The 14,689-nt window shown below is 59.6% G+C and carries 13 protein-coding genes; 4 read left to right on the plus strand and 9 right to left on the minus strand.

Going from position 1 to position 14,689, the window contains the following annotated elements; all coding sequences use genetic code 11:
• Window positions 1-15: 15 nt before the first annotated feature.
• Both norV and norW read left to right on the plus strand, forming a co-directional pair.
• Window positions 16-1,464, plus strand: a complete 1,449-nt coding sequence (gene norV / locus ABFI50_RS04305; RefSeq protein WP_023331158.1) for an anaerobic nitric oxide reductase flavorubredoxin — start codon at window positions 16-18, stop codon at window positions 1,462-1,464.
• Complete coding sequence (gene norW / locus ABFI50_RS04310; protein ID WP_347485449.1) at window positions 1,461-2,594, plus strand: NADH:flavorubredoxin reductase NorW; 1,134 nt, start codon at window positions 1,461-1,463, stop codon at window positions 2,592-2,594. Before norV ends, norW begins: the two co-directional genes overlap by 4 nt.
• Before the next feature lie 71 nt (window positions 2,595-2,665).
• Here the strand turns inward: norW and ABFI50_RS04315 are convergent, their stop codons facing one another.
• From ABFI50_RS04315 to ABFI50_RS04330, 4 genes are all read right to left on the minus strand, one after another.
• Complete coding sequence (locus ABFI50_RS04315) at window positions 2,666-3,688, minus strand: HoxN/HupN/NixA family nickel/cobalt transporter (RefSeq protein WP_048997132.1); 1,023 nt, start codon at window positions 3,686-3,688, stop codon at window positions 2,666-2,668.
• Between the two features lies 1 nt (window position 3,689).
• A complete protein-coding gene (gene hypF / locus ABFI50_RS04320) occupies window positions 3,690-5,906 on the minus strand; it encodes a carbamoyltransferase HypF (protein WP_179121156.1) in 2,217 nt (738 codons plus the stop codon).
• A 6-nt stretch (window positions 5,907-5,912) separates the two neighbouring features.
• Complete coding sequence (gene hydN / locus ABFI50_RS04325; protein ID WP_008499565.1) at window positions 5,913-6,458, minus strand: electron transport protein HydN; 546 nt, start codon at window positions 6,456-6,458, stop codon at window positions 5,913-5,915.
• A 134-nt stretch (window positions 6,459-6,592) separates the two neighbouring features.
• Window positions 6,593-7,606 carry a LacI family DNA-binding transcriptional regulator gene (locus tag ABFI50_RS04330; protein WP_023337691.1) on the minus strand — a complete coding sequence of 338 codons (1,014 nt, stop codon included), beginning with the start codon at window positions 7,604-7,606 and terminating at the stop codon, window positions 6,593-6,595.
• A gap of 214 nt (window positions 7,607-7,820) precedes the next feature.
• Between ABFI50_RS04330 and ascF the strand changes: the two genes are divergently transcribed.
• A complete protein-coding gene (gene ascF / locus ABFI50_RS04335; RefSeq protein WP_014884997.1) occupies window positions 7,821-9,272 on the plus strand; it encodes a PTS cellobiose/arbutin/salicin transporter subunit IIBC in 1,452 nt (483 codons plus the stop codon).
• An 18-nt stretch (window positions 9,273-9,290) separates the two neighbouring features.
• Window positions 9,291-10,715, plus strand: a complete 1,425-nt coding sequence (locus ABFI50_RS04340) for a 6-phospho-beta-glucosidase (RefSeq protein WP_014884998.1) — start codon at window positions 9,291-9,293, stop codon at window positions 10,713-10,715.
• A gap of 87 nt (window positions 10,716-10,802) precedes the next feature.
• Here ABFI50_RS04340 and hycI read toward each other — a convergent pair whose 3' ends face one another.
• The 5 genes from hycI to hycE are packed head-to-tail and all read right to left on the minus strand — an operon-like array spanning window position 10,803 to window position 14,686.
• Entirely contained in the window at window positions 10,803-11,258 is a 456-nt protein-coding gene (hycI, locus tag ABFI50_RS04345; protein ID WP_014884999.1) for a hydrogenase maturation peptidase HycI, read from the minus strand.
• Window positions 11,251-11,661, minus strand: coding sequence for a formate hydrogenlyase maturation HycH family protein (locus ABFI50_RS04350; RefSeq protein WP_014885000.1), 411 nt, complete (start codon window positions 11,659-11,661; stop codon window positions 11,251-11,253). The genes hycI and ABFI50_RS04350 overlap by 8 nt, the downstream gene beginning before the upstream one ends.
• Window positions 11,658-12,425 (minus strand): NADH-quinone oxidoreductase subunit B family protein, encoded by a 768-nt coding sequence (locus ABFI50_RS04355; RefSeq protein ID WP_014885001.1) that lies wholly within the window; start codon window positions 12,423-12,425, stop codon window positions 11,658-11,660. Before ABFI50_RS04355 ends, ABFI50_RS04350 begins: the two co-directional genes overlap by 4 nt.
• A complete protein-coding gene (locus ABFI50_RS04360; protein ID WP_023331165.1) occupies window positions 12,425-12,967 on the minus strand; it encodes a formate hydrogenlyase complex iron-sulfur subunit in 543 nt (180 codons plus the stop codon). The genes ABFI50_RS04355 and ABFI50_RS04360 overlap by 1 nt, the downstream gene beginning before the upstream one ends.
• 9 nt (window positions 12,968-12,976) lie before the next feature.
• The gene (hycE, locus tag ABFI50_RS04365) at window positions 12,977-14,686 is read right to left on the minus strand and encodes a formate hydrogenlyase subunit HycE (protein WP_023331166.1); all 1,710 of its coding nucleotides are present in this window, start codon (window positions 14,684-14,686) and stop codon (window positions 12,977-12,979) included.
• Between the last annotated feature and the right edge of the window lie 3 nt (window positions 14,687-14,689).

Consider the following 14,689-nt stretch of genomic DNA (forward strand, 5'->3'; position numbering starts at 1 on the left):
TACGTTGAGGTTGCTATGTCTATTCTGGTTAAAAATAACATTCATTGGGTGGGTCAACGTGACTGGGAGGTGCGTGATTTCCACGGGACGGAATACAAAACGCTGCGCGGCAGCAGCTACAACAGCTATCTTATCCGTGAAGGCAAAAACGTACTGATCGATACCGTCGATCATAAATTCAGCCGCGAGTTCGTGCAGAACCTGCGCAGCGAAATCGATCTCGACGCAATCGACTACATCATCATCAACCACGCTGAAGAGGATCACGCCGGTGCGTTGACCGAGCTGATGTCGTACATTCCGAATACACCGATCTACTGCACCACCAACGCCATCGACTCGATCAACGGTCATCACCATCATCCGGAATGGAATTTCCACACAGTGAAAACCGGCGACTCTCTGGATATCGGCAACGGCAAACAGCTGATCTTCGTTGAAACCCCGATGCTGCACTGGCCGGACAGCATGATGACCTACATGACCGGCGACGCGGTATTGTTCAGCAACGACGCCTTTGGCCAGCACTACTGTGACGAACGCCTGTTCAATGATGAAGTGGATCAGACCGAACTGTTTGAGCAGTGCCAGCGCTACTACGCCAACATTCTGACCCCGTTCAGCCGTCTGGTGACGCCAAAAATCACCGAGATCCTCGGCTTTAACCTGCCGGTGGACATGATTGCCACCTCCCACGGCGTGGTGTGGCGTGAAAACCCCACCCAGATCGTTGAGCTGTACCTGAAATGGGCGGCGGATTATCAGGAAGACCGCATCACGATTTTCTACGACACCATGTCCAATAACACCCGCATGATGGCGGACGCCATAGCCCAGGGCATCAACGAAGTGGATCCGAACGTGGCGGTGAAAATCTTCAACGTGGCGCGCAGCGATAAAAACGAGATCCTCACCAATGTCTTCCGCTCAAAAGGCGTGCTGGTGGGCACCTCCACGATGAACAACGTGATGATGCCGAAAATTGCTGGCCTGGTGGAAGAGATGACCGGCCTGCGTTTTCGCAACAAACGCGCCAGCGCGTTTGGCTCTCACGGCTGGAGCGGCGGCGCGGTAGATCGCCTCTCTACCCGTCTGCAGGATGCAGGTTTTGAGATGTCCCTGAGTCTGAAAGCGAAATGGCGCCCGGATATCGACGCGCTGGAAATTTGCCGTCAGCATGGCCGCGACATTGCCCGTCAGTGGGCGCTCGCACCGCTTCCTGAGGCGTCTGCAAAACCTACCGAACAGCAGGAAGCCTGTGCCTGTGCAGCTGCCGCTGCTGCACACCTCGGCCCACGCATGCAGTGCAGCGTTTGCCAGTGGATATATGACCCGGAACGGGGCGAACCCCTTCAGGACGTTGCCCCGGGCACACCGTGGTGCGACGTGCCGGATACCTTCCTCTGCCCGGAATGTTCCCTCGGTAAAGACGTCTTTGACGAACTGGGTACGGAGGCAAAATGAATCACGGCATCGTCATCATCGGTTCGGGCTTCGCCGCCCGCCAGCTGGTGAAAAATATCCGCAAACAGGACGCTAACGTGCCGGTGACGGTGATCGCCGCCGACAGCGTGGATGAGTACAACAAGCCTGATTTAAGCCATGTCATCAGCCAGAATCAGCGCGCCGAAGACCTCACCCGCCAGACGGCGGGGGAGTTCGCGGAACAGTTTAACCTGCGCCTGTTTCCCTACACCTGGGTTACCGATATCGACGCCGCCGCGCACGTCGTGAAGGCGAAAGACAAAATCTGGCAGTACGACAAGCTGGTGCTGGCCACGGGGGCCTCTGCCTTTGTGCCACCCGTTGAAGGGCGAGAGCTGATGATCACCCTAAACAGCCAGCAGGAGTATCAGGCAAGCGAAACGGGGCTTCGCGATGCGCAACGCGTGATGATCGTCGGCGGTGGGCTGATTGGTACCGAGCTGGCGATGGATTTCTGCCGCGCGGGAAAAACCGTTACCCTGGTTGACCACGCGGCGAGCATTCTGTCGGCGCTGATGCCCGCAGAAGTAAGCAGCCGCTTACAGCATCGACTGACCGACATGGGCGTCCATCTGCTGCTCAAATCGCAGTTACAGAGTCTGAGCAAAACCGCAGGCGGCATTCGTGGGGCGCTCGACCGCAACCGCAGCGTTGAGGTGGATGCGGTGGTTGCCGCGACGGGTCTGCGCCCGGAAACCGCGCTGGCACATCGCGCAGGCGCCGAAACAGACCGCGGCGTAAAGGTCGACAGCTACCTGCAAACCTCACAGCCGGACATTTATGCCCTGGGCGACTGCGCGGAAATTAACGGCCGGGTGCTGCCGTTCCTGCAACCGATCCAGTTGAGCGCCATGATCCTGGCGAAAAACCTGATCGGCGTCAGCGCGCCGCTAAAGCTTCCGCCGATGCTGGTGAAGGTGAAAACGCCGGACCTGCCGCTGCACCTTGCGGGAGAAACGCAGCGACAGGATCTGAGCTGGCAAATCGCCATTGAATCACAGGGGATGGTGGCGCGCGGCATCGACGCAGATGACCAACTGCGCGCCTTTGTGGTGAGCGAAGAGAGAATGAAGGAGGCGTTCGCGCTGCTGAAATCGCTACCTGCTTAACCGTCGTATTGCCGGGTGGCGCTGCGCTTACCCGGCCTACAAAACAACAAAAAGAGAGTTGAGGCAAAAATTCAGGAGCGCACCACCAGCGCATCGTAGCCTCGCCAGCGGTAGTTGGCCATGGAGATCAGCCAGCAGGCGACAAACAGCCCGACCACCACAAATCCGGCGTTGCCGAGGTTATCGTTCACCGCGCCCACCACATCCCAGACGCCGCCGCTAAGGGCAAATTTATCCATCAGCAGACCCAGCGCTTCCAGCCCACCAATGAACAGCGCCACCACCACGGAGGTACCGGTAATGGTCATGTTGTAGTAGAGCTTGCGCTGCGGTTTGTTAAACGCCCAGCCGTAGGCACCGACCATCAGCAAATTGTCGAGGGTATCCACCAGCGCCATACCGCTGGCGAAGAGCGCCGGGAAGATCATGATTGACCACACCGACATCCCGCTGGAGGCGCTGGCGGCAGAAATCCCCAGCACGCCAATTTCAGTGGCGGTATCAAACCCGAGACCAAACAGGAAGCCCACCAGGTACATCTGCCAGCTTTTATTGACGAGGCGGAAGGTTTTGCCAAACAGCCAGCTCATCACCCCACCCTGGGCGGGAAGCTCCACGTCGCTGCGGGCCGCATGCCCCTTTTTCAGCGCCTGGAAACTGCACCATACGCCGCGCAAAATCACCATATTCACCAGCGCCATCGCCAGCAGGAAGGTGGCGGAAACGGCGGTGCCAATCAGGCTCCCGGTCTCGTGGAACCATGCCATATTTTTCTGAAACGCCGTGGCGGTGGCGGCGATAGCGATGGAAGCCAGCACCACGATAGTGGAGTGCCCCAGCGAGAACCACGCCCCCACGCCGGACGGGCGTTTGCCCTGCTGCATCATCTTACGCGTCACGGTATCAATGGCAGCAATGTGGTCGGCATCCACCGCATGACGCAGCCCGTAACACCAGGCCAGCAGGCTTGCCGCCATCAGCGCCGTACTGCCGCTGAAGGTGTGCCATGCCCAGCCCCAGGCCAGCAGGTTTGCCATTACCAGTGCCAGCAGCAGAAGCGCGGCGCGAGGTTCATTGCGTAACAGTCGTAACATTTTAAATCCTTTGTGAACATGACCGGGCAGCGGCGACCACCGCCTGCCCGAAGGAGATCGCTCCGTCACCTGCAGGCAGGCGCGAAGGAAAAAGAAGCGTAAAGTCAGAAAGATAATGCCGCAGGCGCGCGCGCAGCAGGCGGTTATGTAACACACCGCCACTGAGGCAGATTGTTGAAAGCGATAAGCGTCGGGCATGGGATGCGGCATGCTCCGACAGCCCTCTGGCCAGCGCATCGTGAAACGCCCACGCGCGCTCGCAGGGCTCCGCCTGCCAGGCAAGCCACTGTTGCCAGAAAAGTGCAAGGTCGTCCACCGACAGCGTAACCGGGTGTTTCACACCGTTGCACCGTGCCGCCAGCGCCTCCAGCCTGCAGGCCGCTTCGCCTTCGTAGCGCTGCGTATCGATGCCCAGCGCACAGGCAACCGCATCAAACAGGCGTCCACAGGACGAGGCCCGCGGCGCGTTGATGCCACGCTGGATCGCCGTCGCCAGTAGCGGCCAGTTCTGGCCCTGCACTGCCCGCGTTTCCGGGAACTGCTGCCAGTCAGGCACAAAGGCCAGGCAGTGGGCGAGCAAATTGCGCCACGGCTGTTTCGCTGCCAGATCGCCCCCCGGCAGCGCAACGGCAGGCAGGCCACCCAAATGTTCGCAGTCGACATAGTTCACCCGCAGGCACTCTCCGCCCCACAGCGCGCCGTTCTCGCCCATGCCGATCCCGTCCAGCGTCAGGGCGATAACGTCCCCACCGCCGAGCGGCCAGCCATTTTCAGCCAGACACGCCGCCGCATGGGCATGATGATGCAGCACGGTTTCAACGGGCAGCGCCTGCTCCAGCGCCCACTGACGGGCGTGATACGCCGGATGGGCATCGCACACGACACGCGCGGGCTTAAAGGCATAAACCTGTTGCATCATTGCCAGCGCCGAACGCCACTGTGCGTCGACCCCCTCGTCACTGAGATCGCCAAAATGCGGGCTCAACACAGCCTGATTTCCGCGCACCAGGCAGAAGGTATTTTTCATCTCTGCCCCGGTTGACAATATGGCAGGGATATCGTCAAACCCGGCGGGTAACGTGATGGCATCCGGCACAAAACCGCGCGCGCGACGCAGCATCGCGCCATCCCGATCCACCACCGAATCATCCATCCGTTGCAGAATATCGCGGTTGTGCAGCAGGAAGCCGTCAGCCATGTCGCGGAGCGCATCCAGCGCTTCCTGATTCGTCATCGCAGGCGGGTGGCCGCTGAGGTTACCGGAGGTCATCACCAGCGGACGCTGGCAGTCCATCATCAGTAAATGCTGAATCGGATTCGCAGGCAGCATCACGCCGACACAATCTAGCCCCGGCGCAATGGCCTCAGGCAGCGCGGGAAGCGAGGCTTTGGGCGTCAACACAATGGGCGCAGCAGGAGAGCGTAGCAGGGTCTGCATCGCCTCCGGCAGGTCATCCGCATCGGGGATCATCACCGCCAGCGGCTTCGTCGGGCGCTGTTTGCGTGCCCGTAGCGTCGCCACCGCCTGCGGGTTAAGCGCGTCGCAGGCAAGGTGAAAGCCTCCCAGCCCCTTGATGGCGACAATACCGCCGCTTTTTAGCTTCTCCACTGCGGCGCGTAATGCCGGTTCGCGCGTGGCGACGCTGTCCCCGGCTCGCCACATCAGCGCTGGACCGCAGTCCGGGCAGGCCACCGGCTGAGCGTGGAAACGCCGATCGGCCGGGTTGCGATACTCGGTTTCACACGGTGCGCACAGCGGGAAGTCGGCCATTGACGTGGCCGGGCGATCGTAGGGCATGGCGCGGATGATGGTGAAGCGCGGGCCGCAATGGGTACAGTTGATAAACGGGTAACGATAACGGCGCTCGCGGGGATCGCGCATCTCCGCCAGGCACGCCGGACAGGTGGCGGCATCCGGCACGATTTGCGTGTCCATCGCCCCGCTCTCGCTCTGGCGGATGGTAAAATCCGTCGGCAGAGCGGACCAGCTAAAGGGCTGCGTGTCTACGTCGTCAATCCGCGCCAGCGGTGGGCAGTCCTGGCGCAGCCTCGCGGTAAAGTCCCCCCCATTACCCGCGAGACGCACCAGGACACCCTCTCCGTCGTTACAGACGTCGCCCGTCAGCATCATCTGGTGTGCCAGCTGCCAGACAAAGGGACGAAACCCTACGCCCTGCACTTTGCCACGCACCCGAAGCTGTACGCCGTTAACGCGCATTGCGACTTAAAACAGCAGCGATGACGAGGTGTCAAACGCTGCGCGACGGCGTTTTTCTGCGCTCATCTGCTCGAGCTTGTCGCGATCCACGCAGACCAGCGCGTGGGTCGGGCAGGCTTCCATACAGGCCGGGCCAGCTTCGCGGTGGTAGCAAAGGTCGCATTTGTTGGCCTCGGCTTTCTCCGCCCGCACGCTCAGGCCCATACCGCTATTGCGTACTACCGGACGGACAACCACTTCCATCGCGCCATACGGGCAGGCGACCACGCAGGTTTTACAGCCAATGCAGCGCTCCTGCATCACATGCACAAAGCCCTTCTCGCGTTTAATCGCCCCGTTCGGGCAGACGTTCGCGCACGGTGCGTCTTCGCACTGGCGACAAATAGCGGCGGTGGAAATATTCACGCCTTTAATGACGTGGATGCGTGGCAAAAACGTGTCGGGGGTAAGTGATGCGCAATCCTGCTCCGCCTGATGGGAAACCACGCACGCCACTTCACAGGTACGGCAACCAATGCACTTACTGGCATCGGCCATAATAAAACGGTTCATCTGCTTCTCCAGCATTACAGTTATGCGCGGAGCTATTCATAAACCGTGCCAATTATTAACCAATTGATTTTAAATGACTTTAAAAATCACAGTCGCGCTGTCATCGTCACTTATGACGATGACAGCTGTCGACATCAGCAGTGGGGGCCGTCAGTCACGGAGTCGCGCAGGATAAGCTCGCCGGAGAACGTTTGCTGATATTTGAATTCACCGCCGTCGAGCATGAAAATCAGACGACTGATGGTTTCCTGGATCATCTCCGTGACCGGAATACGCACGCTGGAGAGCGAAGGCACAATGTACGGCGCTATCGCCACGTCGTCGAAGCCGATGACTGACACCGCGTCCGGCGTGGCAACGCCGCTCTCGTGCAGCTGTTTAATGGCGCCAATCGCCATGTCGTCATTGCTCGCCACCAGCGCCGTAAAGCGTTCGCCGCGTGCGAGCAGTTCGGATACCGCCGCCGCGCCGCTGGCCGGGTTCCACTTCCCTTCGGCGATAAGCTCGTCGCGCAAGGCAATACCGTGCTGCGTCAGCGCATCTTTGTAACCGGACAGTCGCTCAACGCCGGTCGGGGAATCCAGCGAACCGGTGATAAACGCAATCTCCCGGTGCCCTTTTGCAATCAGCTGCGACACCGCGTCCTGACAGGAAGCTTTATGATCGGACCAGACGCTGTGGCTGCTGTTTTTCCGCAGGCGGCGGTTGAGCACCATAATCGGCTGCTCACACTTCTCGACGATCGCATCCAGTTCATCCACGTTCAAAAAGCGCGGGTAGATGATCACCGCGTCGCAGCGCATATCGAGCAGATACTGGATCGCCTCGCGCTCTTCATCGGCGCTGTGCTTGCCGTCCGCGAGGATCAACTGCCGCCCTTTCTCTTCCGTCATTCGTGCGGCATGAAACAGCAGTTCGCTAAAGTAGACGCCGTGATAAAGGGTGTTCGTCACCACCAGCCCCAGGGTCTGGGTACGTTTGGTCGCCAGGTTTCGCGCCAGTAAATTCGGGCGATAACCGCTCTCTTCAATGGCCTGAAAAACCCGGTCTTTGGTCTCCTGGCTGACATAGCCATTTCCCGACAGCACGCGGGATACCGTCGCTTTCGAAACGCCTGCCCGCTTCGCCACTTCAAGCATCGTGGTCATGTTGTTATTCCATCTGAATCTGATGAAGCGCAGTGTACTGCACTGCAGAAAAATTGTCGCAGCGGCGAAATCACGCTTTCGCTACCGACCAGTGATCGTCATCACGAATTGAAAAAATGACCAAAAATCGATCTTGTTTCACTCAAAGAAACTCATGATGATTATGTGGAACCGGTTTCCTACATTTCACACAACGATAACAGGATCACATCCGATGGCCAAAAATTACGCTGCGCTGGCGAACGACGTTATCAGCGCGCTGGGCGGCAAAGAGAACATCGTCGCCGTCACCCACTGCATGACGCGACTGCGTTTCGTTCTGAAAGACGAAACCCTCACCGACGCCGCGCGCCTGAAAAGCATCAGCGGCGTGCTTGGCGTAGTGCGTAACGACAACCAGTGCCAGGTGATCATTGGCAACACGGTTTCTCAGGCCTACCGCGAAGTGGTAAGCCTGCTGCCCGTTGACCTGCAGCCCGCGGTGCCGGAAGGCCCGCAGAAGCTGACGTTACGCCGCATTGGCGCCGGGATCCTCGACGCGCTGATCGGCACCATGTCGCCGCTGATCCCCGCGATCATCGGCGGTTCGATGGTCAAGCTGCTGGCGATGATCCTTGAGATGACCGGCGTGCTGCCAAAGGGCGCGCCAACGCTTACCATTCTGACGGTGATTGGCGACGGGGCATTCTTCTTCCTGCCGCTGATGGTGGCCGCCTCGGCGGCAGTGAAATTCAAAACCAATATGTCGCTGGCGATCGCCATTGCGGGCGTGCTGGTGCACCCGAGCTTTATCGAGCTGATGGCGAAAGCCGCGCAGGGCGAGCATGTTGAGTTCGCCTTTATCCCGGTGACGGCGGTGAAATACACCTACACCGTTATCCCCGCGCTGGTGATGACCTGGTGCCTGTCTTACATCGAACGCTGGGTCGATCGCATTACCCCGGCGGTGACGAAAAACTTCCTCAAGCCGATGCTGATCGTCCTGATTGCCGCCCCGCTCGCCATCGTGCTGATTGGGCCGCTCGGGATCTGGATCGGGAGCGCTATCTCCGCACTGGTTTACACCATTCACGGCTATCTGGGCTGGCTCTCCGTCGCCATCATGGGCGCACTCTGGCCGCTGCTGGTCATGACGGGGATGCACCGCGTCTTTACGCCAACCATCATTCAGACCATTGCCGAAACGGGTAAAGAAGGGATGGTCATGCCGTCAGAAATCGGCGCCAACCTGTCGCTCGGCGGTTCGTCTTTAGCGGTGGCATGGAAAACCAAAAACCCGGAACTGCGCCAGACGGCGCTGGCTGCAGCGGCTTCTGCCATCATGGCGGGGATCTCTGAACCGGCACTGTACGGTGTGGCGGTACGTCTCAAGCGTCCGCTGATTGCAAGCCTGATCAGCGGCTTTATCTGCGGCGCGGTGGCTGGCATCGCGGGTCTTGCCAGCCACTCCATGGCGGCGCCGGGGCTGTTTACCAGCGTGCAATTCTTCGACCCGGCCAACCCGATGACCATCGTCTGGGTATTCGGCGTGATGGCGCTGGCAGTTGTGCTGTCGTTTGTTCTGACCCTGCTGTTAGGGTTTGAGGATATCCCGGTCGAAGACGAGGCCGAAAAAGCGCGCGCTCTGCAGACCGCGCCGGTACAGAACAACGCAGCAAAAGCATAAATTGAAAGCGAGGTAAGAATGTCTGTTTTTCCACAAGGATTTTTATGGGGCGGCGCGCTTGCCGCTAACCAGAGTGAAGGTGCTTACCGTGAAGGCGGCAAAGGACTGACGACGGTCGATATGATCCCCCACGGTGCCAATCGTCTGGCGGTGAAGCTCGGTAAGGAAAAGCGTTTTTCGCTGCGTGACGACGAGTTTTACCCGAGCCACGAGGCGATTGATTTTTACCATCGCTATAAAGAAGACATCGCCCTGATGGCGGAGATGGGCTTTACGGTATTCCGCACCTCGATTGCCTGGAGCCGCCTCTACCCGAACGGTGACGAACCGCTGCCGAACAAAGAGGGCATAGCCTTTTACCGCGCGGTATTTGAGGAGTGCAAAAAGTACAACATCGAGCCGCTGGTCACGCTCTGCCACTTCGACGTGCCGATGCACCTTGTGACGGAATACGGCTCCTGGCGCAACCGCAAGATGGTCGACTTCTTCGCCCGCTACGCCCGCACCTGCTTTGAGGCGTTTGACGGGCTGGTAAAATACTGGCTGACTTTCAACGAAATCAACATCATGCTGCACAGCCCGTTCTCCGGTGCCGGGCTGGTGTTTGAGGAAGGTGAAAACGAAGATCAGGTAAAATATCAGGCCGCGCACCACGAGCTGGTGGCGAGCGCGCTGGCAACCAAAATCGCTCACGAGGTGAACCCGGAAAATCAGGTGGGCTGCATGCTGGCGGGCGGTAACTTCTATCCGTACTCCTGCAAACCGGAAGACGTGTGGATGGCGCTGGAGAAAGACCGCGAGAACCTGTTCTTTATCGACGTGCAGGCACGCGGCCGCTATCCGGCCTACTCGGATCGCGTGTTCCGTGAGAAAGGCGTGGTCATTGTCAAAGACACCGGCGATGACGAGCTGCTGAAAAACACCGTCGATTTTGTCTCGTTCAGCTATTACGCCTCGCGCTGCGCGTCGGCGGATATGAACGCGGGCAACACCAGCGCGGCAAACATCGTGAAGTCCCTGCGTAACCCGCACATTCAGGTGAGCGAATGGGGCTGGGGCATTGACCCGCTTGGCCTGCGCATCACCATGAACATGATGTACGACCGCTACCAAAAGCCGCTGTTCCTGGTGGAAAACGGCCTGGGTGCGAAAGATGTCATTGATGAAAACGGCGAGATTAACGACGACTACCGCATCAGCTATCTGCGCGAGCATATCCGCGCGATGGGTGATGCGATTGAGGACGGCGTGCCGCTGATGGGCTACACCACCTGGGGCTGTATCGACCTGGTTTCAGCGTCTACCGGCGAAATGAGCAAACGCTACGGGTTCGTGTACGTTGACCGCGACGATGCGGGGAACGGCACGCTGGACCGGAAGCGCAAGAAATCGTTCTGGTGGTATAAGAAGGTGATTGCGAGTAACGGGGGCGATCTCGAGTAGCCTGTTGCCCTCACCCCGGCTCTCTCCCACAGGGAGAGGGAACGGGTTTGGTAGGCCGGGTAAGGCGAAGCCGCCACCCGGCACTGCTCAGAGCGGAGAAAACCCCCCGTCCCCAACCCACCCTTCAAGCCGTGAATAAACCACTTCCACCGCCTCTTTTACCGGCGGCGTCATCGGGTAATAAAACCCAACAATGTCCGGCTGAATCCCCAGGAACAGCACCTCGCCCACGTCGTCCTTGATCTGATCCACGAGGTAATTCAGCGGCATATTGTGGGTCGTCATCATAAACATCCCGGCAATGTCGTCCGGGTCAATGAGTCGGATCTCACCGGGGTTGAGCCCCATATCGGTAGCATCGACAATCAGCAGCCTCTCCGGGCGCAGCTCGCGGATGGCGACCACGTCATTTTCTGGCGCGCTACCGCCGTCAATCACCACCCAGTTACCCTGCGGATTCGCGGCGCACATCTCTGCCAGCAGCGGGCCCGCGCCGTCGTCGCCCATCATGCTGTTGCCGACACACAGTAAAACGTCAGTCACGTAATCTCCTCACCATCAGGTAGATGGCACTCTCCTGATGAATATCATGCAGCATGCCGAGCAACGTTTTGCTCCACGCCTGCTGTTCGGCGGATTGCCTGCTCAGCGCCGCATCAAAGGCGTTGGCGAGCATCGCAATGTGGTTGGCATCGATGACGATCTCACCGTACTTTGGCACGCCTTCCATTTTACGCCGCGCCGTGCTGCCCTCCTCCAGCGTGGCGATCCACGCCAGATACTCAGGCCAGGGGCAGCTCAGCGCGGCCTCCAGACAGTCAATCACCCCGAGGTGATGCCCAATCGCCAGGCTGTAATAGACCACCTGCTGCGCCGCATCCGGCGTGGCATCGTTCTCATCAATAAACTTACGGCTCAGTTGACTGAACACCACCGTTTCACTCATCGGATACGCGCCTCGTCCACAATGCTGTTCAGGTTCGCCACAATCTCATTCAGACGCGGATCGTTTTCCGCCTCCAGCCAGCGGGCTACCTGCTGCTCGCCCTGGCTCAGCAAACGCAGATAATCGTCGGCAATCTGACGACCATAACGGTAGCCCGCCAGCCTGCGCGCCGTACGGTCGACCTTCACCCGCAGCGGCTGCACCATATCCGGATGGAGGAGCATCGCGGGCTGGTTGTCGAGCTCGCCCGGTTCACGGGCGTGGATTTTCTGCTCCAGCAGGCCAAGCGCCATCGCAAAGCCGTACAGCGTGGCGGCAGGCGTCGGCGGGCAGCCCGGAATATAAACATCCACCGGTACGATTTTGTCGGTGCCGCCCCAGACGCAGTAGAGATCGTGGAAGATGCCGCCGCTGTTGCCGCAGGCACCGTAGGAGATGCAGATTTTCGGGTCTGGCGCAGACTGCCAGGCACGCAGCGCGGGCGAGCGCATGGCACGGGTGACCGCCCCGGTAAACAGCAGAATATCCGCATGGCGCGGAGACGGCACCACTTTGATACCGAAGCGTTCAGCGTCAAACAGCGGCGACAGCGTAGCGAAGATCTCGATCTCGCAGCCGTTACAGCCGCCGCAGTCCACGCGGTAGACGTAGGCCGAACGTTTGATTTTTTTCAGCAGCGACGCCTTCATGCTGGCAATGGATTCCTCCACCGTCATTGGCACCGGCATGCCATTGTCGTCGCGCGGGCCGAGTAAGTGTTCCATCAGCTGGCCTCTCTCATATGGCGGGTGATATCAATCCGGTCGGACGGCAGCAGGCATTTCTGACGCTTACACTCCGGGCAGGTTTCAAAACTTTCACGGTGATGTTCCGCCCGGACGTCACCGTTGTGCTGCAGCAGCGCGATGGCGTAGTCGATCTCTTTTTGCACGGCGAACGGACGCTTGCAGACGCGGCAGTGACACAGCGTGAAACGCGACTGCTGGAGGAAATCGGCTTTCTTCCACACTGCCAGCTCGTACTCCTGCGACAGGCGAATGGCGACCGTCGGGCAAACTTCCTCGCAGCGGCCGCAGAAAATGCAGCGTCCGAGGTTAAACTGCCAGGCCAGTTCGCCGGTTTTGAGATCCGTTTCCACCGTCAGGGCATTCGACGGGCAGGCATTGACGCAGGCCGCGCAGCCTATGCACTGCTGCGGATTGTGCTCCGGCTTGCCGCGAAAGTTTTTATCGACCGGCATCGGCTCCAGCGGATAACGGCTGGTCTGCGTGCCGGTTTTGATCACTTTTTTGATAAAGGTAAACATGACGAGTCCTTATTTCAGCGGCGAGTTCTTACGCTCGATGCTGTAGCGCTCAAGCTCTTTGTACGGCACCACCTGACTTTTCTTCTTGCGCACGTCCACCACGGTCATGCGGTCGGTGCAGGAGTAGCACGGGTCGAGGCTACCGATGATCAGCGGCGCATCGGAGACCGTATTGCCGCGCAGCATGTAGCGCAGCGTTGGCCAGTTGGCGTAGGTCGCCGCACGGCAGCGCCAGCGGTAGAGCTTCTGGTTGTCGCCAGTCATGCTCCAGTGGATATCGTCCCCGCGCGGCGCTTCTGCAAAGCCGAGCGCGAAGCGGTTCGGGATGTAGGTGAAGCCCTCTACCATCAGCGGACCGCCCGGCAGGTTATCGAGGCCGAAGTCGATCATGTTCAGGGCAGTGAACACCTCGTTAATGCGGACTTTCAGACGTGAGATGACGTCGCAGCCCTGCTCGCTGTGCACGGTCATGGGCAGCAGGCCGTAGCCGACGAACGGGTGATCGGCGCGGGTGTCGCGGGCGTGGCCGCTGGCGCGCACCATCGGGCCGACGTTGCTGAAGTCGCGGGCAATTTCCGGATCAAGACGGCCAATCCCTACGGTGCGCTGCTCGATGTTTGGCGTGCTGAGCAGCATATCCACCAGCTCCTGCACGTCCCGGCGCATCTGCTGCGCCAGCTGACGGGTCTGGATCATGTCATCTTTCAGCAGGTCGCGGCGGATCCCGCCGATCAGGTTCAGCCCGTAGGTTTTACGTGCCCCGGTGAGGATCTCCGCCATCTTCATCGACGCCTCACGCACGCGGAAGAACTGCATAAACCCGGAGTCAAAACCGACGAAGTGGCAGGCCAGGCCGAGGTTTAGCAGGTGCGAGTGCAGACGTTCCACCTCCAGCAGAATGGCGCGGATCATCTGCGCACGTTCCGGCACCACGATCCCCATACCGTTTTCTACCGACGTGGTGTAAGCGGTGCTGTGGGCAAAGCCGCAGATGCCGCACACGCGGTCAGAAAGGAACGTCACTTCGTTGTAGCCCATGCGGGTTTCCGCCAGCTTTTCCATGCCGCGATGGACGTAGAACAGGCGGTAGTCGGCGTCGATAATGTTTTCGCCGTCGACGAACAGACGAAAGTGGCCCGGTTCGTCGGAGGTGACGTGCAGCGGACCAATCGGCACCACGTTGTTCTTTTTGCTGCCCAGCTCGTTGATGAACTCGTAGGTTTCGCTGTCGGTGGTCGGCGCCGGGCGCTGGCGGTAGTCCATGCTGTCTTTACGCAGCGGATAGAGTTCATCCGGCCAGTCGTCCGGCAGCACCAGACGGCGCTCGTCCGGCAGGCCGACCGGCACCAGGCCGTACATGTCGCGCACTTCGCGTTCGCCCCAGACGGCAGCAGGCACCCGCGGCGTAACGGACGGATATTCCGGCTTATTCGGATCGACTTCAACGCGCACGGTCAGCCAGCACTTCTCGCCCTGCTCCATCGACATCACGTAGTACACGGCGTAATTGCCGCACAGCTGGCGCTCGTCGTTACCGAACAGCACCGACAGCCAGCCGCCCTGCTGGTAGTAAAGAAACTCCACCACCTCCGGCAGGTCGTTCACCTTTATGGTGACGGTGATCTGGTCTTTGGTTTGCCAGGACTCTTCCAGCACCACGCCGGGGAAAGCCTGGTGCAACGCGGCGAGATACTGCTGACCTTTCTTTTCTTCAGACATAAA

Origin of the sequence: Enterobacter sp. HNDS-6 (genome assembly GCF_039850505.1) — a bacterium.
GTDB lineage: Bacteria > Pseudomonadota > Gammaproteobacteria > Enterobacterales > Enterobacteriaceae > Enterobacter > Enterobacter kobei.